Annotated in this window: 36 protein-coding genes and 5 tRNA genes; 2 read left to right on the forward strand and 39 right to left on the reverse strand. The window is 36.9% G+C overall.

Annotated features, from left to right (window positions below; all coding sequences use genetic code 11):
* Positions 1-261: 261 nt before the first annotated feature.
* The 33 genes from rplQ to rpsL form a co-directional block, all read right to left on the reverse strand.
* Positions 262-648, reverse strand: a complete 387-nt coding sequence (gene rplQ / locus AC37UB_RS09590; RefSeq protein WP_117973930.1) for a 50S ribosomal protein L17 — start codon at positions 646-648, stop codon at positions 262-264.
* A 29-nt stretch (positions 649-677) separates the two neighbouring features.
* Entirely contained in the window at positions 678-1,616 is a 939-nt protein-coding gene (locus AC37UB_RS09595; protein ID WP_071457741.1) for a DNA-directed RNA polymerase subunit alpha, read from the reverse strand.
* Between the two features lie 77 nt (positions 1,617-1,693).
* The gene (gene rpsK, locus AC37UB_RS09600; RefSeq protein WP_071457742.1) at positions 1,694-2,083 is read right to left on the reverse strand and encodes a 30S ribosomal protein S11; all 390 of its coding nucleotides are present in this window, start codon (positions 2,081-2,083) and stop codon (positions 1,694-1,696) included.
* A 28-nt stretch (positions 2,084-2,111) separates the two neighbouring features.
* Positions 2,112-2,477 carry a 30S ribosomal protein S13 gene (gene rpsM, locus AC37UB_RS09605; RefSeq protein WP_071457743.1) on the reverse strand — a complete coding sequence of 122 codons (366 nt, stop codon included), beginning with the start codon at positions 2,475-2,477 and terminating at the stop codon, positions 2,112-2,114.
* Between the two features lie 17 nt (positions 2,478-2,494).
* Complete coding sequence (gene rpmJ, locus AC37UB_RS09610) at positions 2,495-2,608, reverse strand: 50S ribosomal protein L36 (RefSeq protein ID WP_071457744.1); 114 nt, start codon at positions 2,606-2,608, stop codon at positions 2,495-2,497.
* A 32-nt stretch (positions 2,609-2,640) separates the two neighbouring features.
* Complete coding sequence (gene infA, locus AC37UB_RS09615; RefSeq protein ID WP_071457745.1) at positions 2,641-2,859, reverse strand: translation initiation factor IF-1; 219 nt, start codon at positions 2,857-2,859, stop codon at positions 2,641-2,643.
* Between the two features lie 187 nt (positions 2,860-3,046).
* Positions 3,047-3,700, reverse strand: a complete 654-nt coding sequence (locus tag AC37UB_RS09620; protein ID WP_117973932.1) for an adenylate kinase — start codon at positions 3,698-3,700, stop codon at positions 3,047-3,049.
* Positions 3,701-3,756: 56 nt separating this feature from the next.
* The gene (gene secY / locus AC37UB_RS09625) at positions 3,757-5,055 is read right to left on the reverse strand and encodes a preprotein translocase subunit SecY (RefSeq protein WP_117973934.1); all 1,299 of its coding nucleotides are present in this window, start codon (positions 5,053-5,055) and stop codon (positions 3,757-3,759) included.
* Complete coding sequence (gene rplO, locus AC37UB_RS09630; RefSeq protein ID WP_117973936.1) at positions 5,055-5,495, reverse strand: 50S ribosomal protein L15; 441 nt, start codon at positions 5,493-5,495, stop codon at positions 5,055-5,057. The genes secY and rplO overlap by 1 nt, the downstream gene beginning before the upstream one ends.
* Positions 5,496-5,538: 43 nt before the next feature.
* On the reverse strand, positions 5,539-5,718 hold the full coding sequence (rpmD, locus tag AC37UB_RS09635) for a 50S ribosomal protein L30 (RefSeq protein WP_117973938.1): 180 nt from the start codon (positions 5,716-5,718) through the stop codon (positions 5,539-5,541).
* Between the two features lie 12 nt (positions 5,719-5,730).
* The gene (gene rpsE / locus AC37UB_RS09640; RefSeq protein WP_071457750.1) at positions 5,731-6,231 is read right to left on the reverse strand and encodes a 30S ribosomal protein S5; all 501 of its coding nucleotides are present in this window, start codon (positions 6,229-6,231) and stop codon (positions 5,731-5,733) included.
* A gap of 20 nt (positions 6,232-6,251) precedes the next feature.
* A complete protein-coding gene (gene rplR / locus AC37UB_RS09645; protein ID WP_117973940.1) occupies positions 6,252-6,608 on the reverse strand; it encodes a 50S ribosomal protein L18 in 357 nt (118 codons plus the stop codon).
* Between the two features lie 25 nt (positions 6,609-6,633).
* Positions 6,634-7,170, reverse strand: coding sequence for a 50S ribosomal protein L6 (gene rplF, locus AC37UB_RS09650; protein WP_079346405.1), 537 nt, complete (start codon positions 7,168-7,170; stop codon positions 6,634-6,636).
* 29 nt (positions 7,171-7,199) lie between these two features.
* A complete protein-coding gene (gene rpsH, locus AC37UB_RS09655) occupies positions 7,200-7,598 on the reverse strand; it encodes a 30S ribosomal protein S8 (RefSeq protein ID WP_071457753.1) in 399 nt (132 codons plus the stop codon).
* A 34-nt stretch (positions 7,599-7,632) separates the two neighbouring features.
* Entirely contained in the window at positions 7,633-7,818 is a 186-nt protein-coding gene (locus AC37UB_RS09660; protein WP_016184192.1) for a type Z 30S ribosomal protein S14, read from the reverse strand.
* A gap of 18 nt (positions 7,819-7,836) precedes the next feature.
* A complete protein-coding gene (rplE, locus tag AC37UB_RS09665) occupies positions 7,837-8,376 on the reverse strand; it encodes a 50S ribosomal protein L5 (protein WP_071457754.1) in 540 nt (179 codons plus the stop codon).
* Between the two features lie 26 nt (positions 8,377-8,402).
* Complete coding sequence (gene rplX / locus AC37UB_RS09670; RefSeq protein WP_117973942.1) at positions 8,403-8,714, reverse strand: 50S ribosomal protein L24; 312 nt, start codon at positions 8,712-8,714, stop codon at positions 8,403-8,405.
* Between the two features lie 34 nt (positions 8,715-8,748).
* On the reverse strand, positions 8,749-9,117 hold the full coding sequence (gene rplN / locus AC37UB_RS09675) for a 50S ribosomal protein L14 (protein ID WP_071457756.1): 369 nt from the start codon (positions 9,115-9,117) through the stop codon (positions 8,749-8,751).
* Between the two features lie 50 nt (positions 9,118-9,167).
* The gene (rpsQ, locus tag AC37UB_RS09680; RefSeq protein WP_117973944.1) at positions 9,168-9,434 is read right to left on the reverse strand and encodes a 30S ribosomal protein S17; all 267 of its coding nucleotides are present in this window, start codon (positions 9,432-9,434) and stop codon (positions 9,168-9,170) included.
* 23 nt (positions 9,435-9,457) lie between these two features.
* Complete coding sequence (gene rpmC / locus AC37UB_RS09685; RefSeq protein WP_071457758.1) at positions 9,458-9,649, reverse strand: 50S ribosomal protein L29; 192 nt, start codon at positions 9,647-9,649, stop codon at positions 9,458-9,460.
* On the reverse strand, positions 9,639-10,073 hold the full coding sequence (gene rplP, locus AC37UB_RS09690; protein ID WP_117973946.1) for a 50S ribosomal protein L16: 435 nt from the start codon (positions 10,071-10,073) through the stop codon (positions 9,639-9,641). The genes rpmC and rplP overlap by 11 nt, the downstream gene beginning before the upstream one ends.
* A 2-nt stretch (positions 10,074-10,075) precedes the next feature.
* The gene (gene rpsC / locus AC37UB_RS09695; RefSeq protein ID WP_117973948.1) at positions 10,076-10,732 is read right to left on the reverse strand and encodes a 30S ribosomal protein S3; all 657 of its coding nucleotides are present in this window, start codon (positions 10,730-10,732) and stop codon (positions 10,076-10,078) included.
* Between the two features lie 13 nt (positions 10,733-10,745).
* Positions 10,746-11,096 carry a 50S ribosomal protein L22 gene (gene rplV, locus AC37UB_RS09700; RefSeq protein WP_071457761.1) on the reverse strand — a complete coding sequence of 117 codons (351 nt, stop codon included), beginning with the start codon at positions 11,094-11,096 and terminating at the stop codon, positions 10,746-10,748.
* Positions 11,097-11,115: 19 nt separating this feature from the next.
* Complete coding sequence (rpsS, locus tag AC37UB_RS09705) at positions 11,116-11,394, reverse strand: 30S ribosomal protein S19 (RefSeq protein WP_071457762.1); 279 nt, start codon at positions 11,392-11,394, stop codon at positions 11,116-11,118.
* 39 nt (positions 11,395-11,433) lie between these two features.
* Positions 11,434-12,267, reverse strand: a complete 834-nt coding sequence (rplB, locus tag AC37UB_RS09710) for a 50S ribosomal protein L2 (RefSeq protein ID WP_071457763.1) — start codon at positions 12,265-12,267, stop codon at positions 11,434-11,436.
* A gap of 33 nt (positions 12,268-12,300) precedes the next feature.
* Positions 12,301-12,588, reverse strand: a complete 288-nt coding sequence (rplW, locus tag AC37UB_RS09715; protein ID WP_117973950.1) for a 50S ribosomal protein L23 — start codon at positions 12,586-12,588, stop codon at positions 12,301-12,303.
* The gene (gene rplD / locus AC37UB_RS09720) at positions 12,588-13,211 is read right to left on the reverse strand and encodes a 50S ribosomal protein L4 (RefSeq protein ID WP_117973952.1); all 624 of its coding nucleotides are present in this window, start codon (positions 13,209-13,211) and stop codon (positions 12,588-12,590) included. Before rplD ends, rplW begins: the two co-directional genes overlap by 1 nt.
* Positions 13,212-13,234: 23 nt before the next feature.
* On the reverse strand, positions 13,235-13,870 hold the full coding sequence (gene rplC, locus AC37UB_RS09725) for a 50S ribosomal protein L3 (RefSeq protein WP_117973954.1): 636 nt from the start codon (positions 13,868-13,870) through the stop codon (positions 13,235-13,237).
* A 24-nt stretch (positions 13,871-13,894) separates the two neighbouring features.
* Positions 13,895-14,203: a 30S ribosomal protein S10 gene (gene rpsJ / locus AC37UB_RS09730; protein WP_071457767.1), complete on the reverse strand. Its 309-nt coding sequence runs from the start codon at positions 14,201-14,203 to the stop codon at positions 13,895-13,897.
* A 356-nt stretch (positions 14,204-14,559) separates the two neighbouring features.
* Positions 14,560-15,747, reverse strand: coding sequence for an elongation factor Tu (tuf, locus tag AC37UB_RS09735; RefSeq protein WP_117973956.1), 1,188 nt, complete (start codon positions 15,745-15,747; stop codon positions 14,560-14,562).
* Between the two features lie 135 nt (positions 15,748-15,882).
* Entirely contained in the window at positions 15,883-17,970 is a 2,088-nt protein-coding gene (gene fusA, locus AC37UB_RS09740; protein WP_117973958.1) for an elongation factor G, read from the reverse strand.
* Between the two features lie 71 nt (positions 17,971-18,041).
* Positions 18,042-18,512 (reverse strand): 30S ribosomal protein S7, encoded by a 471-nt coding sequence (rpsG, locus tag AC37UB_RS09745; protein ID WP_071457770.1) that lies wholly within the window; start codon positions 18,510-18,512, stop codon positions 18,042-18,044.
* A gap of 41 nt (positions 18,513-18,553) precedes the next feature.
* Positions 18,554-18,967, reverse strand: coding sequence for a 30S ribosomal protein S12 (rpsL, locus tag AC37UB_RS09750; protein ID WP_071457771.1), 414 nt, complete (start codon positions 18,965-18,967; stop codon positions 18,554-18,556).
* Positions 18,968-19,248: 281 nt separating this feature from the next.
* On the opposite strand from rpsL, the gene rpiA reads away from it, so the two are divergent.
* Both rpiA and gpmA read left to right on the forward strand, forming a co-directional pair.
* Entirely contained in the window at positions 19,249-19,929 is a 681-nt protein-coding gene (gene rpiA / locus AC37UB_RS09755; protein ID WP_117973960.1) for a ribose-5-phosphate isomerase RpiA, read from the forward strand.
* A 32-nt stretch (positions 19,930-19,961) separates the two neighbouring features.
* The gene (gpmA, locus tag AC37UB_RS09760) at positions 19,962-20,648 is read left to right on the forward strand and encodes a 2,3-diphosphoglycerate-dependent phosphoglycerate mutase (protein WP_117973962.1); all 687 of its coding nucleotides are present in this window, start codon (positions 19,962-19,964) and stop codon (positions 20,646-20,648) included.
* A gap of 18 nt (positions 20,649-20,666) precedes the next feature.
* On the opposite strand, the gene brnQ is transcribed toward gpmA, so the two are convergent.
* The 6 genes from brnQ to AC37UB_RS09790 all read right to left on the reverse strand — a co-directional run bounded on the left by brnQ (position 20,667) and on the right by AC37UB_RS09790 (position 22,521).
* Positions 20,667-22,016, reverse strand: a complete 1,350-nt coding sequence (gene brnQ, locus AC37UB_RS09765; protein WP_117973964.1) for a branched-chain amino acid transport system II carrier protein — start codon at positions 22,014-22,016, stop codon at positions 20,667-20,669.
* 74 nt (positions 22,017-22,090) lie between these two features.
* Positions 22,091-22,162, reverse strand: a tRNA-Glu gene (locus AC37UB_RS09770).
* A 14-nt stretch (positions 22,163-22,176) separates the two neighbouring features.
* Positions 22,177-22,264 (reverse strand) — tRNA-Ser (locus AC37UB_RS09775).
* A gap of 17 nt (positions 22,265-22,281) precedes the next feature.
* Positions 22,282-22,355: transfer RNA gene (locus AC37UB_RS09780), tRNA-Ile, on the reverse strand.
* Between the two features lie 13 nt (positions 22,356-22,368).
* Positions 22,369-22,439, reverse strand: a tRNA-Gly gene (locus AC37UB_RS09785).
* A 9-nt stretch (positions 22,440-22,448) separates the two neighbouring features.
* Positions 22,449-22,521, reverse strand: a tRNA-Phe gene (locus tag AC37UB_RS09790).
* Positions 22,522-22,528 lie beyond the last annotated feature (7 nt).

The following is a 22,528-nucleotide window of genomic DNA, read 5'->3' on the forward strand; positions in this document are numbered from 1 at the left end:
TACTGCCTTCCTTAAATAACGTCATTTTAATTTTTAAAAAATGCTTCTTTCTAAACTCAAACTTTTTGAGGATACAAAGAAACATTTTTATGTATAATAACCATTTATCATAAATGATGATATAAAAAAAGCACTTTATATGATGAGCGCAAGTCCTCTATCACAAGAGACAGAGGACTGCACCGAGCTAGACTCGGAGAAAACTCTCCAACATCATAACACTCTAAAAAGATCATCTATAAAGTGATGCAATTATCAAAATTAAACAAGTTCAATGATAACCATTGGTGCTGCGTCTCCACGGCGTTGTCCTTTTTTAAGGATACGTGTGTAACCACCTTGACGGTCAGCATAACGAGGTCCTAAGTCATTGAATAATTTTTGTAAAGCACTTTCTTCAATGATAGTTTCTTCTTTTTCGTCTAAACGAGCATCTAAGTATTCGTTTCTTACGAATGCTGCTGCTTGACGACGAGCATGAAGATCCCCACGTTTACCTAAAGTAATCATTTTTTCAGTTGTTGAACGGATTTCTTTTGCACGAGCTTCAGTTGTCTCAATGCGTTCATTGATAATTAAATCAGTTGTTAAATCACGTAACATTGCTTTTCGTTGGCTGCTTGTGCGACCTAATTTACGATAACTCACGTCGTGTTCCCTCCTTTAATCGGTTTAGATTAGTCCTCTTGGCGTAATCCTAAAGAAAGATCGGCTAGTTTAGCTTTAACTTCTTCAAGTGATTTACGTCCTAAATTACGAACTTTAATCATTTCTGCTTCTGATTTATTGGTTAATTCTTGTAAAGTGTTGATGCCTGCGCGTTTCAAACAGTTATAAGAACGAACGGATAAATCAAGCTCTTCGATTGTTGTTTCTAACATTTTTTCTTTTTGTGTTTCTTCTTTTTCAATCATGATTTCGGCATTTTTTGCTTCATCAGTCAAGTTAACAAAAATATCTAAATGCTCAGTCAAGATTTTAGCAGATAAACTGATAGCTTCTTGTGGAGCGATAGATCCATCTGTCCAGACATCTAAAGTTAGTTTGTCGTAATCATCACGACGCCCAACACGTGTATTTTCTACTTGGTAGTTTACACGATTAACTGGCGTGTAGATAGAGTCCACTGGTAATACACCAATAGGCATATCTTCACTTTTATTTTCTTCTGCTTGTACATAACCACGTCCTGGCTTAACAGTTAAGCTTGCACGGAAAGTCGCACCTTCAGCAACGCTACAAATGAATAAATCTTTATTCATAATTTCAACATCACTGTCAGTAAGAATATCTCCAGCAGTCACGTCAGCTGGGCCAGTTATATCAATTTCAAGTGTCTTTTCTTCATCAGCATAAAGCTTTAAAGCAAGTCCCTTGATATTTAGAATAATTTGAGTGACATCCTCACGTACACCTTTGACAGTTGAAAATTCATGCAACACACCATCGATTTGTAAATTAGTGATGGCAGCCCCTGGTAGAGACGATAATAAAATACGGCGCAAAGAGTTACCTAAAGTCGTACCATATCCTCTTTCAAGTGGTTCGATGACGAACTTGCCATAATCTCTATCTTCATCGATTTTTGTGATTCTTGGTTTCTCAAATTCAATCATTCTTGTCTATACCCCTTTCAAAACGAAAGTGTCTTGTTCAATGTCGCTATAATTCCTATCCAATGAATAAACTCTCACTAAACACGACGGCGTTTTGGAGGGCGACATCCATTATGTGGAACTGGAGTAACGTCACGAATTGCTGTCACTTCTAATCCTGTTGCTTGTAATGAACGAATAGCTGCTTCACGACCAGAACCAGGTCCTTTTACAGTTACGTCAACAGTTTTCAAGCCATGTTCCATAGCTGCTTTTGCTGCAGTTTCAGCTGCCATTTGAGCTGCGAATGGAGTTGCTTTTTTACTACCTTTAAATCCTAATGAACCTGCAGATGACCATGCAATGGCATTTCCATGTACGTCAGTTAACATTACGATTGTATTATTGAAAGTAGAGTGGATATGTGCCACACCTGCTTCAATATTTTTTTTCACTCGGCGTTTTCTTGAAACTTTTTTTGCTACCATGAAGCTTTAAACCTCCTTCACTCTAATCTTATTTTTTCTTACCAGCGATTGAACGAGCTGGTCCTTTTCTAGTACGAGCATTGTTTTTTGTGTTTTGACCACGAGTTGGCAAACCACGACGATGACGCATACCTCTGTATGAACCAATTTCCATCAAACGTTTGATGTTTAAGTTCACTTCACGACGTAAGTCACCTTCAACTTTTAATTTATCTACTGCAGCACGGATGCTATCAGTTTGTTCGTTAGTTAAATCGCGCACACGAATATCTTCAGAAACTCCTGCTTCTTTTAAGATTTCTTGAGAAGTTTTCTTTCCAATACCGTAAATGTAAGTAAGCGAAATAACAACACGTTTATCACGAGGAATATCTACACCTGCAATACGAGCCATTATTCGTTACACCTCCTTTATCCTTGACGTTGTTTATGTTTTGGGTTTTCACAGATAACCATAACTCGACCTTTACGACGAATTATTTTGCATTTTTCACAAATTGGTTTTACTGATGGTCTTACTTTCATGATTATACCTCCTTGAATTTTACGGAGTACAATTATTTAAAGCGGTAAGTAATACGACCACGAGTTAAATCATATGGAGATAACTCAACAGTTACTTTGTCACCAGGTAAAATACGAATGTAATGCATTCTGATCTTTCCTGACACGTGAGCCAAAATAACATGGCCATTTTCTAATTCAACTTTAAACATTGCATTCGGCAAAGTTTCGACGACTGTACCTTCGATTTCAATCATATCTTCTTTCGCCACAACTAGTACCTCCTTATACAGTGTTTACATCTGACAATTGACAAAAATAGTACTCACACCTATTTCATTTCAACTTTTGTATTATAGCATAAAAGCTACACAAAGAAAAGATACCTGCATCAATTCAATGAAAAAAATGCGGGTAAGAAATAGTAAGTGACATAGAATAGATAACTAGATGAGCTTTCTAATTGGCTTTATCTATGATTGATTTCACATCTTCAAAAACAGCATCAATATCACGATCTCCATCAATAGTGTGTAATACACCTTTATCTTGGTAATACGCTAAAATTGGTTCGCTATTTTTAATGTTAACTTCTAGACGATTCTTAACTGTCTCAGGCTTATCATCTTCTCTTTGATAAAAATCATGACTACCACAACGATCACAAGTACCTTCCACTTTGGGTGGATTGTTTGTTTTGTGATAAGTTGCGCCACAACTTCTACAAATGATACGACCAGCAAGACGGTCAACTAATACATCTTCTGCTACATGGATGTTTAGAACATCATCTACTTTTTTACCTAACTCCTCTAAAATTGTATCTAATTCTTCTGCTTGAGCTAGTGTACGAGGAAATCCATCTAATAAAAATCCTTTTTCTGTATCAGCTTGTGATAAACGATCTTTTACAATCCCGTTTGTCACAGAATCCGGAACTAATTCGCCTTTATCGATATAAGATTTTGCTTCTTTACCAAGAGGTGTTTCATTCTTCATTGCTTCACGGAACATATCTCCAGTAGAAATATGTGGGATTTCATAAACATCGACGATTCTTTCCGCTTGAGTACCTTTACCTGCTCCTGGCAACCCCATTAGGATGAGATTCATTTGTTTTCCTCCTTAAGTTCGAGAAAAGTGCTGAGGTAAAACCTCAACACACACTCTTACTCTCTGATAAAACCAGTGTACTGACGCTTCAACAATAACCCTTCAAGCTGTTTATTTGTTTCAAGAGCCACACTAATGACAATCAGTAAACTTGTTCCTCCCAATCCAATTGATTGAGGTAAGCCCCAAATATTTTGTGCAATAATTGGTAGAATTGCCACTAATCCTAAGAAGACAGATCCAACAACACTTAATCTCATTAATAAAGACGAAATGAATTTTTCTGTTTCTTGGCCAGGTCGTACACTTGGAATATAACTTCCTTGCTTCTGCAAATTCTCAGCTACTTTCTCAGGATTAACCTGAACAAAGGCATAGAAGAATGTAAAAGCAACAATCATAATTGTATAAAGTATTCCACCTGGGATAGTTGAATAATTAAACAATGTAGTCAACACGTCAAACCAACCTTTTCCGCCTTGTGTTGTTTTAAAGGCAGTCAAAATAGCTTGCGGTGTTGCTATAATTGAGCTGGCAAAGATGACAGGAATAACTCCTGCTGCATTTACTTTTAATGGTAAATAACTACTTTGTGGTGCACCAGCTACACGTTTTGTATATTGAATTGGTATCTTTCTTTCTGCTTGTTGCACATAAGTTACCATAACTACTACTAAAAGAACAGCAATAACTAAGGCAAGTATGAATAATACAGATTTCCACATATCAGATTTATCAATATTGACAAAATAGTCTACGTAGATTTCTTTGATGCTTGATGGGAATCTGGCGATAATTCCAGCAAAGATAATCATTGAGACACCATTTCCAATTCCTTTTTCAGATATTTGCTCGCCCATCCAAGTAACTAACATGGTACCAGCTGTTAAGATGATTCCGATACTTACATACGTAAATACACTTGGACTTTTCACTAGTCCGGCATTTGCATACAGGTTAAAACCAGCTGTGATAGCAATCGATTGAACAAAGCCTAACACCAACGTAATATAACGTGTTGCTTGGTTTAATTTTCTACGTCCTACCTCACCTTGTTTTGACCATTCAACAAATTTCGGTACGATATCCATTTGAAGTAATTGAACAATAATAGATGCAGTAATGTATGGCGATACTCCCATTGCGAACAATGAGAATCTCTCCATGGCATTACCACTGACTGTGTTGAACATCGCCATTAAAGCTAAATCATTAAGATTTGTTAATGCTTTTGCGTCAACACCAGGTACTGTAATATGTGCTCCAACTCTAAACGCGAAGAGAATGAAAAGTGTAAAAAATATCTTATTACGGATATTTTCTATCTTAAACGAATCCTTCAACAGCTTAAACATTAGATCACCTCAACTGACCCACCAGCTGCTTCAATTGCAGTTTTTGCAGATTCAGAGAATTTAGCTGCTTTCACAGTTAATTTTTTAGTTAATTCACCATTACCTAAAACTTTGATTCCTGATTTTTCGTTTTTAACGATTCCTGCTTCAATTAAAGTAGTTGGTGTTACCTCAGTACCATCTTCAAAACGATTTAACACGTCTAAGTTGATTACTGCATAATCTTTACGGTTAATGTTAGTAAATCCACGTTTTGGTAAACGACGGAATAAAGGAGTTTGTCCCCCTTCAAAACCTAAACGTACACCACCACCTGAACGTGATTTTTGACCTTTTTGTCCACGACCTGATGTTTTACCGTTACCAGATGATGATCCACGACCTACACGATTACGTACATGTCTTGATCCTTCTGCCGGATGTAACTCATGAAGTTTCATATATTCGGCACCTCCTTAAAAATAGTCTACCTACAAATTACACTTAAATTTCTTCAACGTCCACTAAATGAGATATAGTGTTAACCATTCCTTTAATTGCTTCGTTGTTTGGTTTAACAACTGTAGAATTAGTTTTTTTCAAGCCTAAAGCTTTCACTGTATCGCGTTGGTTTTGAGGACGTCCAATGATACTACGTTTTAAAGTAATTTTTAATTCGCTCATTTTTGGTCCCCCTTATCCGATTAGTTCGTCAACAGAAATGCCTCTAAGTTCAGCCACTTCTTCTGCACGTTTTAGTCTACTTAATCCTTCAACAGTTGCACGAACAACGTTGACAGGTGTGTTTGATCCTAAAGATTTACTTGTAATATCAGAAATACCCGCTAACTCAAGGACGGCACGCACTGGTCCACCAGCAGCAACCCCAGAACCGGCTACAGCAGGTTTCATAAGGATACGTCCACCACAGAATGATCCAATCACTTCGTGAGGAATTGTTGAGCCTACCATTGGTACTTCGATTAAGTTTTTCTTAGCATCTTCTACTGCTTTACGAATTGCTTCAGGTACTTCTTGAGCTTTACCAGTACCAAATCCAACGTGACCATTTCTATCTCCAACTACTACTAAAGCAGCAAAGCGTAGACGACGTCCACCTTTAACAACTTTAGATACGCGGTTAATAGCTACTACGCGGTCTTCTAAGTCGAATTGTCTAGCATCTAAATTAGCCATGAATGGTGTTCCTCCTTTTCCTAAAATTCTAGTCCATTTTCACGTGCTGCTTCAGCTAATGCAGCTACACGTCCATGGTAAAGGTATCCACCACGGTCAAAGACTACTTCTTTAATACCTTTTTCTGTTGCTTTTTTAGCGATTGAAGCTCCTACAGCTGTAGCTGCTTCTGTTTTGTTTTCTCCTGCGATATCTTTATCAACAGTAGAGGCACTTGCAAGTGTCACACCCGCTACGTCATCAATTAATTGAGCGTAGATGTTTTTGTTAGAACGGAATACGTTCAAGCGTGGGCACTCGGCAGTACCAGAGATTTTACTACGTACGCGTTGATGTCTTTTTTGGCGCACTTTATTTTTATCTGGTTTTGAAATCACACTTGTCACCTCATTAGTTTATTTGTTATTTACCAGTTTTACCTTCTTTACGTCTTACGTGTTCGCCAACATAGCGAATACCTTTGCCTTTGTAAGGTTCAGGAGGACGTACTCCACGAATGTTTGCTGAAAGTTCACCAACAACTTCTTTGTTAGACCCTTTAACAACAATTTGTGTATTTGAAGGAACTTCAATTGTGATGCCTTCTGGTGTTTCAAACTCAACTGGATGTGAATATCCAACGTTTAAAACAAGTTTTTTACCTTGTAATTGAGCACGGTAACCAACACCAATTAGTTCAAGAGCTTTTTCAAACCCTTCACTAACACCAACAACCATGTTGTTTAAGTTAGCACGCATTGTACCATGTAAGGTTTTGTTTTCTTTAGTATCATCAGGACGAGTTAAGACAACTTCACCTTCTGAAATGTTTAACGTAATATTTGGTGAAAACTCACGAGTTAATTCACCTTTTGGACCTTTAACCGTAACAGTGTTTCCTGATTGCGTTACTGTAACACCTGCAGGAACTACGACTGGTTTATTTCCGATACGACTCACTCTAGGCCACCTCCTTGATTAATAATTTTTTACCAAACGTATGCTAGTACTTCTCCACCAGTATTACGCTCTCTTGCTTCTTTATCAGTTAAGATACCTTCTGAAGTTGAGATAATAGCTATACCTAAACCATTTAATACTTTAGGCACTTCATCAGCTTTTACATAAACACGTAAACCTGGTTTTGAGATACGTTTTAAGTTAGTAATAACGCGTTCGTCGTTTTTACCATATTTTAAGAAAACACGGATGATTCCTTGTTTGTCATCTTCGATGAATTCTACTTCACGCACAAAACCTTCACGTTGTAAGATTTTTGCGATTTCAAGTTTGATTGTTGATGCAGGCACTTCTAATGATTCGTGTTTTACGATATTCGCATTACGAATACGAGTTAAGAAGTCTGCAATTGGATCTGTCATCACCATTGAGTCCTTTACCTCCTTTTGCGGTTTACTTTTTTTACCAGCTTGCTTTCTTCACGCCGGGAATTTGTCCTTTATAGGCAAGTTCACGGAAGCAAATACGGCAAAGTTTGAATTTGCGATAAACTGAATGTGGACGTCCACAACGTTCACAACGAGTATATTCTTGAGTTGAGAATTTTGCTGGACGTTTATTTTTAGCAATCATTGATTTTTTAGCCACGTAGTTCGCCTCCTTAAATTATTTTTGGAATGGCATTCCAAGTTGACCTAATAACTCACGAGCTTCCTCATCAGTATTAGCTGTTGTAACAATAACAATGTCCATTCCTCGAACTTTATCTACTAAATCATAATCAACTTCAGGGAAAATTAATTGTTCTTTTACACCTAAAGTGTAATTTCCACGTCCGTCAAATGATTTTTTGCTGATACCATGGAAGTCACGTACACGAGGTAAAGAGACAGATACTAATTTATCTAAAAATTCGTACATTCTTTCTCCACGTAAAGTTACTTTACATCCGATTGGCATTCCTTCACGTAAACGGAAACCAGCGATAGATTTTTTAGCTTTTGTAATAATTGGTTTTTGTCCAGAGATTAAAGCAAGTTCTTCAACAGCTTTATCTAAGTTTTTACTATTTGATACTGCATCACCAACACCCATGTTAATAACGATTTTATCAACTTTAGGTGTTTGCATAACAGAAGAGTAATTAAATTTTTCCACCAATGATGGTGTTACTTCATTAAGATACTTTTCTTTTAGGCGGTTCATTCAACATTGCCTCCTTCCTGATATTCTTATTTATCTAAAACTTCTCCAGTTTTCTTAGAAACACGTACTTTTTTACCATCTACTTCTTTGTATCCTACGCGTGTTGGTTCACCATTAGATGGATCAACCACCATTACATTAGAAACGTGAATAGATGCCTCCATTTCGATAATTCCACCTTGTGGAGCTGCCGCGCTAGGTTTTTGGTGTTTTTTCATAACGTTAACACCTTCTACGATGACGCGATCTTTCTTCGGAAATGCTTGGAGTACGATTCCCTCTTTATTCTTATCTTTACCTGAGATAACTTTTACTTTATCGCCTTTTTTAACGAACATCTTGTTTCGCACCTCCTTTAAACATGAGTATGTATTATAACACTTCTGGTGCTAGTGAGACTATTTTCATAAAGTTGTTGTCACGTAATTCACGAGCAACTGGCCCAAAGATACGAGTACCACGTGGGCTCTTGTCATCACGAATAATCACACATGCATTTTCATCAAATTTGATATAAGAACCGTCACTACGACGAGCTCCTGATTTTGTACGAACGATAACAGCTTTAACTACTTCGCCTTTTTTAACAACTCCACCTGGTGTTGCTTGTTTAACCGTACAAACCACAACGTCACCGATATTTGCTGTTTTACGACCAGAACCACCAAGTACTTTAATTGTAAGTACTTCACGAGCTCCTGAGTTGTCAGCAACTTTCATACGACTTTCTTGTTGGATCACTTGAGTATCCTCCTTTCAAACTTTCAGGTTTCTCTATAGGAAAATTCGAATTAAATAATTACTGCTTCTTCTACAACTTCTACTAAACGGAAGCGTTTTGTCGCAGATAATGGACGAGTTTCCATAATTTTAACGATGTCTCCCGTTTTTGCTACATTGTTTTCATCATGAGCTTTATATTTTTTAGAGTATTTAACTCTCTTGCCATAAATCTTATGAGTTTTCTTTGTTTCTACTACAACAACGATAGTTTTATCCATTTTATCGGAAACTACTCGCCCAGTGTAGACTTTACGTTCATTTCTTTCTTGAGTCATCTATCAATGGCCTCCTTCCACTATTACTTAGCAGCTTCTTCACGCAAAACTGTTTTGATGCGTGCAATCGATTTACGAACTTCTGAAATTCGCGCTGTGTTTTCTAATTGACCTGTTGCTAATTGGAAACGTAAGTTGAAAAGTTCTTCTTTATACTCTTTCTCTTTAGCGATCATTTCGGTAGTGGTTAACTCTCTGATATCTTTAACCTTCATTCGATTCACCACCCATTTCTTCACGTTTTACAATTTTTGTTTTAATAGGTAACTTATTAGAAGCAAGTCTTAATGCTTCACGAGCTACATCTTCTGGAACGCCAGCAACTTCAAACAAGATTTTTCCACGTTTTACTGGTGAAACCCAGCCTTCAGGAGCCCCTTTACCAGAACCCATACGAACACCAATTGCTTTTGATGTATATGACTTGTGAGGGAAAATTTTAATCCATACTTTCCCACCACGTTTCATGTGACGAGTCATTGCGATACGGGCAGCTTCAATTTGACGGTTAGTAATCCAATGAGAATCTACAGCTTGTAAGCCATATTCACCAAATGCGATTTCTTTTCCACCTTTAGCTTCACCACGCATTTTACCTCTAAATTCACGACGGTGTTTTACACGTTTAGGTACTAACATGATTATTTCCCTCCTTTCTCAGTGTTTTTCTTTTCAGGAAGAATTTCTCCACGATAAATCCACACTTTAACTCCTAGTTTTCCGTATGTTGTATCTGCTTCTTCCCAAGCATAATCAATATCTGCTCTTAATGTGTGCAATGGAACAGTTCCTTCAGAATAACCTTCAGAACGTGCCATGTCAGCACCATTTAAACGTCCAGATACAAGAGTTTTGATACCTTGAGCACCTGATCTCATTGTACGTTGGATAGCTTGTTTTTGAGCACGACGGAATGCTACACGATTTTCTAATTGACGTGCAATTCCTTCTGCTACTAATTTAGCATCTAAATCTGGTTTTTTGATTTCAACGATGTTAATATGAACTCGTTTACCAGTTAATTTATTTAATTCTTTACGTAAAGCTTCAACTTCAGATCCGCCTTTACCAATAACCATACCAGGTTTAGCAGTATGAATTGAAACGTTCACGCGATTTGCAGCACGTTCGATTTCAACGGTTGAAACAGAAGCATCAGCCAATCTAGTCGAAATGAATTTACGAATCTTCAAATCTTCATGTAGGTATTCAGCGTATTCTTTTTCTGCATACCATTTCGCATCCCAGTCACGAATGACGCCGACACGCATTCCAATTGGATTAATTTTTTGACCCACTGGTTGTCCCTCCTTATTTTTCTGATACTACTACTGTAATATGACTTGTTCTTTTGTTGATAGGTGAAGCAGATCCTTTTGCACGAGGACGGAAGCGTTTCATTGTTGGTCCTTCATTTACAAATACTTCTGATACTACTAAATCTTCAACATCTAAATCAAAGTTATTTTCTGCGTTAGCAATAGCTGACATAAGCACTTTTTCAACAATACCTGCTGCTTTGTTAGGTGAGAATTTCAAGATTGAAATTGCTTCTCCTACTTGTTTACCTCTGATTAGGTCAACAACAAGTCTTGTCTTGCGAGGTGAAGTGCGAATTGTTTTAGCAGTTGCTTTAGCTGAAGTAATTCTTTCTTCTGACATATTCGTGTCCTCCCCTCAATTAGCGATTTGTTTTTTTATCGTCAGCAGCATGTCCGCGATAAGTTCTTGTTGGTGCGAATTCACCTAGTTTATGGCCTACCATGTCTTCTTGAATGTAAACAGGAACATGTTTTCTTCCATCATATACTGCGATAGTATATCCTATAAAGTTTGGAAAAATTGTAGAACGACGTGACCAAGTTTTAATTACTTTCTTTTTCGGTTGATCTTTTTGTGCTTCCACTTTTTTCATTAAGTGTTCATCGACAAAAGGTCCTTTTTTTAAGCTACGACCCATGGTGAACCTCCTCTCACATATTTCATATTAGCTATCAAATTATTTAGTTTTACGACGACGTACAATAAGTTTATCTGATTTAGCTTTTTTGCTACGTGTTTTGTATCCAAGTGTTGGTTTGCCCCATGGACTCATTGGAGATGGACGTCCGATAGGTGCTTTACCTTCACCACCACCGTGTGGGTGATCATTAGGGTTCATTACGCTACCACGTACAGTAGGACGTTTACCTAACCAACGATTACGACCAGCTTTACCGATGTTGATTAATTCGTGTTGTTCGTTACCTACAGTACCGATTGTTGCACGACAAGTTCCTAAAATCATACGAACTTCTCCTGAATTCAAACGAACTAATACATATTTACCTTCTTTACCTAACACTTGAGCGCTAGTACCAGCTGAACGAATTAATTGTCCACCTTTACCAGGTTTTAACTCAATGTTATGGATAACAGTACCAACTGGGATATTATTCAATGGTAGAGCATTTCCTACTTTGATATCCGCATCTGGACCTGAAGAAATTTGTGCACCTACTTGGATGCCTTTTGGTGCTAAGATATATGCCTTCACACCATCAGTGTAATGGATTAATGCAATGTTAGCAGATCTGTTTGGATCATACTCAACTGTTTTTACAGTACCAACCACATTATCTTTATTACGTTTAAAGTCAATTAAACGATATTGGCGTTTGTGTCCACCAGCTTGATGACGTACAGTAATTTTACCTTGGTTGTTACGTCCAGCGTTTTTACTTAATGGTTGTAATAACGTTTTTTCTGGTTTAGATGTTGTGATTTCAGCAAAATCAGAACCAGTCATGTTACGACGACCATTTGTGGTAGGTTTATACTTTTTAATCGCCACGTGATTTCCCTCCTACTTTAGTTGATGCTGTAATTATTCAGCATCAAAAATTTGAATTTCTTTTGAATCTTCTGTTAGTTGTACAATTGCTTTACGGCGTTTTTTAGTATAACCAGCATGTTTACCCATTCTTTTAAGTTTAGGTTTTACATTCATGATGTTCACTTTTTTAACTTTAACGTCGAAAACTGATTCTACAGCTTGCTTAACTAATGTTTTGTTGGCTCTTACGTCAACTTCAAACGTGTATTTTTTTTCGTCCATAGCTGCTACAGACATTTCTGTAATAACTGGACGTTTAATTACGTCGATTAATTCCATTATGCAAGCACCTCCTCTATTTGAGTTAGAGCAGTTTTAGTTACTAATAGTTTGTCAGCAGCAACTACGTCAAGTACACTTACGTTATTTGATTCTACAATAGAAACGTTTGGTAAGTTACGTCCTGATAAAGCAGCAAAATCATTGCCACCTTCTAGTACTACTAAAACTTTAGTGTCAACACTTAAGTTTGCTAAAACTTGTTTAAATTCTTTTGTTTTTGGTGCGTCGAAAGCTAATCCTTCAACAACAACTAGTTTGTTTTCAGCAACTTTTTCTGATAAAACAGATTTAATTGCTAAACGACGAACTTTTTTAGGTAATTTGTAGCTGTAAGAACGTGGTGTTGGTCCAAAGACAACTCCACCTCCACGCCATTGTGGTGAGCGGATAGATCCTTGACGCGCACGACCTGTTCCTTTTTGACGCCATGGTTTACGTCCACCACCGCGTACAGCGCTACGGTTTTTAACAGCGTGAGTTCCTTGTCTTAAAGAAGCACGTTGCATGATAATTGCATCGTAGACAACACTTTCGTTTGGCTCGATACCAAAAATAGCTTCATTTAATTCAATTTCGCCATTTTGAGTTCCATCTTGTTTAAATAATGCTACAGATGTCATTCTTAGTTCCTCCTCTCCCACAATTATTTAGCAGCCTTAACAGCTGTTTTTATTTCAATTAATGATTTTTTAGCACCAGGTACATTACCTTTTACTAAAATAACATTTTTATCTGCATCTACTCTTACGATTTCAAGGTTTTGAACGGTAACACGATCTCCACCCATACGTCCAGCAAGTTTTTTGCCTTTAAATACACGTGATGGATCAGACGCTCCACCCATTGAACCTGGACGACGATGGTATCTAGAACCATGTGCCATTGGTCCACGAGATTGTCCATGACGCTTAATAACCCCTTGGAAGCCGTGTCCTTTAGTTGTACCTGTGACATCAACAATGTCTCCTGCTTGGAAAACATCAACAGTGATTTCTTTACCTACTTCATATTCTCCCAGCTCAACATCATTGAATTCTCTAATGAAGCGCTTAGGAGTCGTATTTGCTTTTGCAACATGACCCTTAGCAGGTTTGTTTGACAAAATATCACGTTTATCTTGGAAACCAACTTGGACAGCTTCGTATCCATCAGTTTCAACAGTTTTAACTTGTAAAACAACGTTTGGAGTTGCTTCGATTACTGTTACGGGAATTAATTCGCCGTTTTCTGTAAATATTTGTGTCATACCTACTTTTTTACCTAAGATTCCTTTGGTCATGAGTACACCTCCATCTTTTTGTTATTATAATTTAATTTCAATATTTACACCACTTGGCAAGTCTAGCTTCATTAAAGCGTCAACTGTTTTTGGTGTTGGGCTCACAATATCAATTAAACGTTTGTGAGTACGCATTTCGAATTGTTCACGTGAATCTTTGTATTTATGTGTCGCACGAATTACTGTATAAACTGAACGGTCAGTTGGTAATGGAATTGGTCCAGAAACCTCAGCACCTGTTCTTTTTGCTGTTTCTACAATTTTTTCTGCAGACTGATCTAATACACGATGTTCATACGCTTTTAAACGGATACGAATTTTTTGTTTTGCCATTTTGTTCCCTCCTTCGCCTATTTTAAAAGTAGACATAGCTCCTCGAAAATATCCAACACGCCACCATGGCAATGCTTCCTGGCGTGTCGCAACCTCTCGATTCAACGCCTCCGTATTTTTATACGAGGTACTAATACACTTTTTTATCAGCACCTCTAGAATTATACTAAAAAAGAATGCTATAAGCAACCCTTTTTTACATTAAATTCTTTTTATTTTCACCTTATTAGATATTTTTTTTATTTTATGCCTTAAATAACAAAGTTTGAAAACCATTAAACAAAAAAAGGTTGAAAACAAATGTTTTCAACCTTACGTCCTTACACAACAATGCTTTATTTGAATAGATTAAAAAATTAACCTACGATTTCAGTTACAACGCCTGAACCAACAGTACGTCCACCTTCACGAATTGAGAAACGAGTTCCGTCTTCGATCGCGATTGGGTGAATTAATTCAACGTCCATAGCTACGTTATCACCAGGCATTACCATTTCAGTTCCTTCTGGTAAGTTACATACACCAGTTACGTCAGTTGTACGGAAGTAGAACTGAGGACGGTAGTTTGTAAAGAATGGAGTATGACGTCCACCTTCTTCTTTAGATAAAACGTAAACTTCAGCTTTAAATTTAGTATGTGGAGTGATTGTTCCTGGAGCAGCTAATACTTGTCCACGTTGGATATCTTCACGAGCTACCCCACGTAATAAAGCACCAATATTATCTCCAGCTTCAGCGTAATCTAATAATTTACGGAACATTTCAACACCTGTTACAGTTGTTTTAGCAGTTTCTTCAGCGATACCTACTAATTCTACTTCGTCACCAACGCGAACTTGTCCACGTTCAACACGACCAGTAGCAACAGTACCACGACCAGTAATTGAGAATACATCTTCAACTGGCATCATGAATGGTTTGTCAGTATCACGTTCTGGTGTTGGGATATACTCATCAACAGCAGCCATTAATTCTAAGATTTTTTCTTCGTAAGAAGCGTCGCCTTCTAAAGCTTTTAATGCTGAACCAGCAACGATTGGAGTATCATCTCCTGGGAAGTCGTATTCAGATAATAAGTCACGAACTTCCATTTCTACTAATTCTAATAATTCTTCGTCGTCAACCATATCCATTTTGTTTAAGAAAACAACGATGTATGGAACACCAACGTTACGAGATAAAAGAATGTGCTCACGAGTTTGTGGCATTGGACCATCAGCAGCAGATACTACTAAAATCGCGCCGTCCATTTGAGCAGCACCAGTGATCATGTTTTTAACGTAGTCAGCATGTCCTGGGCAGTCAACGTGTGCGTAGTGACGAGTATCAGTTTCATATTCGATATGAGAAGTAGAAATTGTGATTCCACGTTCTTTTTCTTCTGGAGCGTTATCAATATCAGCATATGATGAAGCTTCTCCACCGTTTTTCTTAGCTAAAACTGTTGCGATTGCTGCAGATAAAGTTGTTTTACCGTGGTCAACGTGTCCGATTGTACCAATGTTTACATGGGCTTTCGAACGGTCAAATTTTTCTTTTGCCATTTTGTATATATCCTCCTAAAATTTAAAAGTTGTTTATTTATATTATAATGATGAAGGAAGAAAATCAATTAATGAGTTTCATCCCCTCATTCATCATCATTCTACATGAAATTTAGAAAAAAGCCTAGTCAAAAATTAATCTTGAGACCCGCCATTTTTCTTGATAATTTCTTCTTGAATAGATTTTGGTACATCTTCATAGTGGTCAAATACCATCATAAATGTACCACGTCCCTGAGTTGAAGAACGTAATGTTGTTGCGTATCCAAACATTTCAGCAAGTGGAATCATTGCGTTAACAATTTGTGAGTTACCATGTGCTTCCATACCTTCAACGCGTCCACGACGACTTGTAACATGTCCCATGATATCACCTAAGTTATCTTCTGGAACAGTAATTGTTACTTTCATCATTGGTTCAAGAATAACTGGTTGTGCTTTCTTAGCTGCTGCACGTAAAGCCATAGAAGCCGCAACACGGAATGCTGTCTCGTTCGAGTCAACATCATGGTAAGAACCATCATATAATTTAGCTTTAATATCAACTAATGGGTATCCAGCAAGAACACCATTAGCCATAGAATCTTCTAATCCTTTTTCAACAGCTGGGATGTATTCACGAGGAACCACACCACCGACGATAGCATTTTCAAACTCGAAGCCTTTTCCTTCTTCGTTTGGTGTGAACTCAACCCATACGTGACCGTATTGACCTTTACCACCAGACTGGCGAACGAATTTACCTTCCGCTTGAGTCATAGGCGCTCTAAATGTTTCACGATAAGAAACTTGAGGAGCTCCTACGTTTGCTTCTACTTTGAATTCACGTTTCATACGGTCTACTAAAACGTCTAAGTGCAACTCACCCATACCTGAGATAACAGTTTCACCTGTTTCAACGTTTGTTTCAACACGGAATGACGGATCTTCTTCAGCTAGTTTTTGTAAAGCAATACCCATTTTATCTTGGTCAGCTTTAGATTTAGGTTCTACCGCTACTTGAATAACTGGTTCTGGGAACTCAATTGATTCAAGAACAACTGGTGCATCTAATGCACACAATGTGTCCCCTGTTGTTGTATCTTTCAATCCAACAGCAGCTGCGATATCTCCAGCATAAACTGTACTGATTTCTTCACGTGAGTTGGCATGCATTTGTAGAATACGTCCGATACGTTCTTTTTTGTCTTTAGACGCATTTAAAACGTATGAACCACTATCTAATGTTCCAGAGTAAACACGGAAGAATGTTAAACGACCTACGAATGGGTCAGTCATAACTTTAAATGCTAATGAAGCAAACGGTGCGTCATCACTTGATGGACGTTCTGTTTCTTCATCAGTTTTAGTATCAATACCTTTAATTGCTTCAACATCAGTTGGAGCTGGTAAATAGTCTAAAACAGCGTCTAACATTAATTGGACACCTTTATTTTTGAAGGCTGAACCAGCTAATACAGGGAAGAATTCAACATTGATTGTCGCACGACGAATTCCTTGTTTTAATTCTTCTTCAGTGATTTCTTCACCTTCTAAATATTTCATCATTAATTCTTCATCAGTTTCAGCTACAGCTTCAACTAATTTTTCACGCCATTCATTAGCCATATCCATATATTCTTCAGGGATGTCAGTTTCTTGGATATCTGTTCCTAAGTCATTTGTATAGATTTCAGCTTTCATTTTGATTAAGTCGATAATTCCAGTGAAGTTATCTTCTGAACCAATTGGTAATTGAATTGGGTGAGCATTTGCTTGTAAACGGTCATGGATTGTTTTAACTGAGTATAAGAAATCTGCACCAGTTTTATCCATTTTATTACAAAATACAATACGAGGTACTTTGTATTCAGTTGCTTGTCTCCAAACAGTTTCTGTTTGAGGCTCAACACCTGATTGTGAGTCAAGTACGGTAACAGCACCATCTAATACACGTAATGAACGTTGAACTTCAATTGTGAAATCCACGTGCCCAGGAGTGTCAATGATGTTTACACGGTAACCTTTCCATTGTGCAGTCGTTGCTGCAGATGTAATCGTAATACCACGTTCTTGCTCTTGTTCCATCCAGTCCATTTGTGAAGCTCCCTCATGGGTTTCACCTAATTTATGGATTTTACCAGTATAATAAAGGATACGCTCTGTTGTTGTTGTTTTACCAGCATCAACGTGGGCCATAATTCCGATATTACGAGTTTTTTCTAATGAAAACTCTCTTGCCATTCTATTCTAACTCCTCTCAAACTTGATTGATTTAAATACAACTGTATTCTCTTCGTTTTAAAAAGAGGATCTTACCAACGATAGTGAGCAAATGCTCTGTTGGCTTCAGCCATTTTATGCACGTCTTCACGTTTTTTAACTGAAGAACCAGTGTTATTAGCTGCATCCATAATTTCTTTTGCTAAACGTTGTTCCATTGTGTGCTCCCCACGTAAACGTGAATAGTTAACAATCCAACGTAATCCTAAAGTTGAACGACGTTCTGGACGAACTTCAACCGGTACTTGATAGTTAGAACCACCAACACGGCGAGCTTTAACTTCAAGAACAGGCATAACATTTTCCATTGCTTGTTCGAAAACTTCTAATGGATCATTCCCTGTAGACTCTTTAATAATATCAAATGCATCATAAATAATGCTAGAAGCAACACCACGCTTACCGTCAACCATTACACGGTTGATTAAACGAGTCACTAATTTTGAGTTATAAATCGGATCTGGTAATACATCACGTTTTGCAACAGGACCTTTTCTTGGCATGTGTAACTCCTCCTTCCAAAAATTTTATTTAATCAATTTAATTATTTTTTAGGTTTTTTAGTACCATATTTAGAACGGCTTTGTTTACGATCAGTAACACCAGCAGTATCTAAAGCACCACGTACGATATGATAACGAACCCCTGGTAAATCTTTTACACGACCTCCACGGATTAAAACCACACTATGTTCTTGCAAGTTATGTCCAATACCTGGAATGTAAGCTGTCACTTCAATTAAGTTTGACAAACGAACACGAGCATATTTACGTAACGCAGAGTTAGGTTTTTTCGGTGTCATCGTACCCACACGTGTACAAACACCACGTTTTTGTGGAGAGTTCACGTTAGTTTGAGATTTTTTGAAACTATTATAGCTTTTACCTAAAGCAGGTGAGCCAGATTTAGTTGTTTTTGATTTACGAGATTTACGTACCAATTGATTAATTGTAGGCATGATAAAGTTCCTCCTTCCTTATAGAGCTTTTCTAGAGCCACACATCCAGGTGGTTCTTTTTCAAATTTAAAAAATTAATGCAAGAAATCCTGCATCGTAAAATAGGCTTTAATACAGTCGATACATTTAAAAAGACTTGTTCTCAAGCACCTTTGTAATATTAACACACTCTATTAATAAACGTCAACACTTTAATTTATAAAATTTAATTTTTTAGTGTATCTTTTTTTTAAGATAATGCTTACAATAAATTTATAGAATACTAGGAGGAATTTTTTATTATGAATCTTAAAAAATTAGTTGGCATTGAATCAGCAAATTATGTAAAAGACGGTATGATTGTCGGTCTTGGTACTGGATCAACAGCTTACTATATGGTAGAAGAAATTGGACGTCGTGTAAAAGAAGAAGGATTAAATATTACCGGGGTAACCACATCCAAAGCAACACAGGTACAAGCTTTAGCTTTGGATATTCCTTTAAAAAGTATCGATGAAGTAGACTACGTTGATTTAACGATTGATGGTGCTGATGAAATCTCTGATGACTTCCAAGGAATAAAAGGTGGGGGTGCTGCCCTTCTATTTGAAAAAATTGTCGGAACTTATTCAAAAGAAATCATTTGGATAGTTGATGAATCAAAAATGGTGAAACATTTAGGTACTTTTCCACTTCCTATTGAAGTGATTCCTTATGGAAGTGCTCAACTATTTAAAGTATTTAATGAAAATAAGTTAAATCCAATTTTACGTCTAACGGACGATGGTAATCCTTTGCTAACAGACAGTAAAAATTATATTATAGACTTACACCTAGAAAAAATTGAGAATCCTGGAGAATTAGCTGCTTGGCTAGATACTCAAGTTGGTATTGTTGAGCATGGCTTATTCTTAAATATGGTGAATCGAGTAATTGTTGGCACACAAAATGATGGGGTTAAAACAATCGACATTTCTAGATAATAACTTATATATACGAAGGGTAGATGAACCAGATGAAAACATTAGTTTTTATTCGACATGGACAAAGCGTATGGAACTCTCTTAACTTATTTACTGGATGGGTAGATGTTGATCTAAGTGAACAAGGAGTAAAAGAAGCTCAAGAAGCTGGTAGAAAAATAAAAGAAGCTGGTATTTTATTTGATGTTGCATATACATCATACTTAAAACGGGCTATAAAAACATCTCATTATGTTCTAGAAGAATCAGACCAACTCTCAACACCTGAATTTAAATCTTGGCGTTTAAATGAACGTCACTACGGTGCATTACAAGGATTAAACAAGGCTGAAACGGCTGAAAAATATGGGGTAGATCAGGTTCAACTGTGGAGACGCTCATATGATACACTACCTCCATTACTTGACCCAAGTAGTCCTGAGTCATCCACACACGATCCAAAATATCGTTACTTGGATAAACGAGCAATTCCAGAAGGAGAAAATTTAAAAGTAACACTTGAACGTGCCTTACCTTTTTGGAATGATCATATTGCTCCATCTTTATTGAAAGATGATGTCGTATTAGTTGCCGCACATGGTAACTCACTACGCGCTTTAGCAAAACACATTGAAAATATTTCTGATGACGATATCATGGCTCTAGAAATTCCAACCGGTCAACCTTTAGTTTACGAATTGAACGATGACCTAAGTGTCTCTAAGAAATATTATTTATAAACCAAAAACCCATCTAGTTTAGATGCTTGATGGGTTTCTTTTAATATTAAATAGTAATGAAATAATCAGTCCTACAAATGCAAAAATAATCCAACTTAAACCACTACTAAAAAATGGAATAGATTGTTCAGAAAAACTTAAAATAGATGTGATTAAATTATTTTGTTGCATCCACTCAGGCAATGCTCGAATTGCATCTAAAATAGATGAGATAACCGTAAATCCTATCACTATTTTATAACAATTTCTAATATTATCTGTCCACTTGCTTAACAATGATAATAAAATCAAAACCATTGCCAAAGGATAAATAAACATTAATACGGGAATAGATGCTGTAATAATCGCATTTAATCCTATATTAGAAATCATCAAGGCCATAAATAAACATCCCAATACAAATGATAAATAATGTCTATCAGAAAACATTTCTGAATAAGATTTACCAAATGAAGTTGCTAATCCAATAGCCGTTTTTAAACAGGCTACAATCACGATTAAACCTAATAAAATATTACCAGGTACACCTAAATAATAATCTGCCAATTGGGACAATGTTACACCACCATTTTTATTTAACGATAAAGTCCCTAAACTCATCGCTCCCATAATTGATAACAACGTATAAATAACACCCATAAGGACAATACCAAAAATTCCAGATTTCATTGTTTCAATGGCAATTCTTGATTTTTTTTGAATCCCAAATCCTTTAACACTTTCAATAATAATAGCCCCAAATGCTAATCCTGCCAAAGCATCTAATGTATTATATCCACCTAAAAATCCTTTTATAAAAGGAGTAGATTTATATGAAGCTTGCACGGAAGCATTTTCTATCGATCCCATAGGTTTTATAAAACTTACTAAAATGAGACAACTTAATAAAATTAAAAATAATGGCGTTAAATACTTTCCAATATAATCTAAAATTTTACTTGGTTTAAATGAAAATAATAAAACAAATGAAAAAAATATAGTACTAAAAATAAAAAGAGATAATGTTGATTTATCCTTAGGTATAAAATGAGCAAAAGACATTTCATATGAAGTTGTGGCTAACCTCGGCATTGCAAAGAATGGACCTATAATTAAATATAAAACAACAGTAAAAAAATAAGCAAAAGCCGAGGATACTTTACTCGCTAGTTCAAAAATTTTATTTGTCCCAGTCGCACCAAAAGATATAATAGCTAGAAAAGGAATTCCAATCGCTGATAATAAAAATCCATTATTTGCTAATAACACATTTTGACCCGCTTCTTGACCCATTTGAATCGGAAAAATTAAGTTACCTGCTCCAAAAAACAAACCAAACACCATCATTCCAATATATAACTTTTCCTTGTATGATAATTTTTCTTTCATATTAATTTAATTTCCTTTCCTTTATATTTTTGTATAAAAAAAAGCTTGAAATTGTATATACAATTTCAAGCTTATGACCCGTACGGGACTCGAACCCGTGTTACCGCCGTGAAAGGGCGGTGTCTTAACCGCTTGACCAACGGGCCTAATAAAAAAGCTATGGAGAAGGAGGGATTTGAACCCTCGCGCCAGTTACCCGACCTATACCCTTAGCAGGGGCACCTCTTCAGCCACTTGAGTACTTCTCCAAAAAATTTAAAACTAATGGGCCTAAATGGACTCGAACCATCGACCTCACGCTTATCAGGCGTGCGCTCTAACCAGCTGAGCTATAGGCCCTATTTAATTCTAAAGCGGGTGACGAGAATCGAACTCGCGACAACAGCTTGGAAGGCTGTAGTTTTACCACTAAACTACACCCGCTAATATAAATGGCGCAAGACAGAATCGAACTGCCGACACACGGAGCTTCAATCCGTTGCTCTACCAACTGAGCTACTGCGCCATTAAAT

The organism is Vagococcus changpingensis (assembly GCF_058211775.1).

Excerpts from the sequence above, each read along its gene's own strand:
- rpiA (WP_117973960.1), top strand. The coding sequence starts at position 19,249 with ATGAATCTTAAAAAATTAGTTGGCATTGAATCAGCAAATTATGTAAAA.
- rplW (WP_117973950.1), bottom strand. The coding sequence starts at position 12,588 with ATGGAATTAATCGACGTAATTAAACGTCCAGTTATTACAGAAATGTCT.
- rplE (WP_071457754.1), bottom strand. The coding sequence starts at position 8,376 with ATGAACCGCCTAAAAGAAAAGTATCTTAATGAAGTAACACCATCATTG.
- rpsG (WP_071457770.1), bottom strand. The coding sequence starts at position 18,512 with ATGCCAAGAAAAGGTCCTGTTGCAAAACGTGATGTATTACCAGATCCG.
- tuf (WP_117973956.1), bottom strand. The coding sequence starts at position 15,747 with ATGGCAAAAGAAAAATTTGACCGTTCGAAAGCCCATGTAAACATTGGT.
- brnQ (WP_117973964.1), bottom strand. The coding sequence starts at position 22,016 with ATGAAAGAAAAATTATCATACAAGGAAAAGTTATATATTGGAATGATG.
- rplX (WP_117973942.1), bottom strand. The coding sequence starts at position 8,714 with ATGTTCGTTAAAAAAGGCGATAAAGTAAAAGTTATCTCAGGTAAAGAT.
- rpsQ (WP_117973944.1), bottom strand. The coding sequence starts at position 9,434 with ATGACTCAAGAAAGAAATGAACGTAAAGTCTACACTGGGCGAGTAGTT.
- rpmD (WP_117973938.1), bottom strand. The coding sequence starts at position 5,718 with ATGAGCGAATTAAAAATTACTTTAAAACGTAGTATCATTGGACGTCCT.
- AC37UB_RS09595 (WP_071457741.1), bottom strand. The coding sequence starts at position 1,616 with ATGATTGAATTTGAGAAACCAAGAATCACAAAAATCGATGAAGATAGA.
- AC37UB_RS09620 (WP_117973932.1), bottom strand. The coding sequence starts at position 3,700 with ATGAATCTCATCCTAATGGGGTTGCCAGGAGCAGGTAAAGGTACTCAA.
- rpsS (WP_071457762.1), bottom strand. The coding sequence starts at position 11,394 with ATGGGTCGTAGCTTAAAAAAAGGACCTTTTGTCGATGAACACTTAATG.
- secY (WP_117973934.1), bottom strand. The coding sequence starts at position 5,055 with ATGTTTAAGCTGTTGAAGGATTCGTTTAAGATAGAAAATATCCGTAAT.
- rpmC (WP_071457758.1), bottom strand. The coding sequence starts at position 9,649 with ATGAAGGTTAAAGATATCAGAGAGTTAACCACTACCGAAATGATCGCT.
- rplO (WP_117973936.1), bottom strand. The coding sequence starts at position 5,495 with ATGAAACTTCATGAGTTACATCCGGCAGAAGGATCAAGACATGTACGT.
- rpsE (WP_071457750.1), bottom strand. The coding sequence starts at position 6,231 with ATGGCTAATTTAGATGCTAGACAATTCGACTTAGAAGACCGCGTAGTA.
- rpsJ (WP_071457767.1), bottom strand. The coding sequence starts at position 14,203 with ATGGCAAAACAAAAAATTCGTATCCGTTTAAAAGCGTATGAACATCGT.
- rplD (WP_117973952.1), bottom strand. The coding sequence starts at position 13,211 with ATGACATCTGTAGCATTATTTAAACAAGATGGAACTCAAAATGGCGAA.
- rpmJ (WP_071457744.1), bottom strand. The coding sequence starts at position 2,608 with ATGAAAGTAAGACCATCAGTAAAACCAATTTGTGAAAAATGCAAAATA.
- fusA (WP_117973958.1), bottom strand. The coding sequence starts at position 17,970 with ATGGCAAGAGAGTTTTCATTAGAAAAAACTCGTAATATCGGAATTATG.
- rpsH (WP_071457753.1), bottom strand. The coding sequence starts at position 7,598 with ATGGTGATGACAGATCCAATTGCAGACTTCTTAACTCGTATTCGTAAT.
- rpsM (WP_071457743.1), bottom strand. The coding sequence starts at position 2,477 with ATGGCTCGTATTGCAGGTGTAGATATTCCTCGTGATAAACGTGTTGTT.
- rplV (WP_071457761.1), bottom strand. The coding sequence starts at position 11,096 with ATGTCAGAAGAAAGAATTACTTCAGCTAAAGCAACTGCTAAAACAATT.
- rplP (WP_117973946.1), bottom strand. The coding sequence starts at position 10,073 with ATGTTAGTACCTAAACGTGTAAAACACCGTCGTGAATTTAGAGGTAAA.
- rpsK (WP_071457742.1), bottom strand. The coding sequence starts at position 2,083 with ATGGTAGCAAAAAAAGTTTCAAGAAAACGCCGAGTGAAAAAAAATATT.
- rplC (WP_117973954.1), bottom strand. The coding sequence starts at position 13,870 with ATGACCAAAGGAATCTTAGGTAAAAAAGTAGGTATGACACAAATATTT.
- rpsL (WP_071457771.1), bottom strand. The coding sequence starts at position 18,967 with ATGCCTACAATTAATCAATTGGTACGTAAATCTCGTAAATCAAAAACA.
- gpmA (WP_117973962.1), top strand. The coding sequence starts at position 19,962 with ATGAAAACATTAGTTTTTATTCGACATGGACAAAGCGTATGGAACTCT.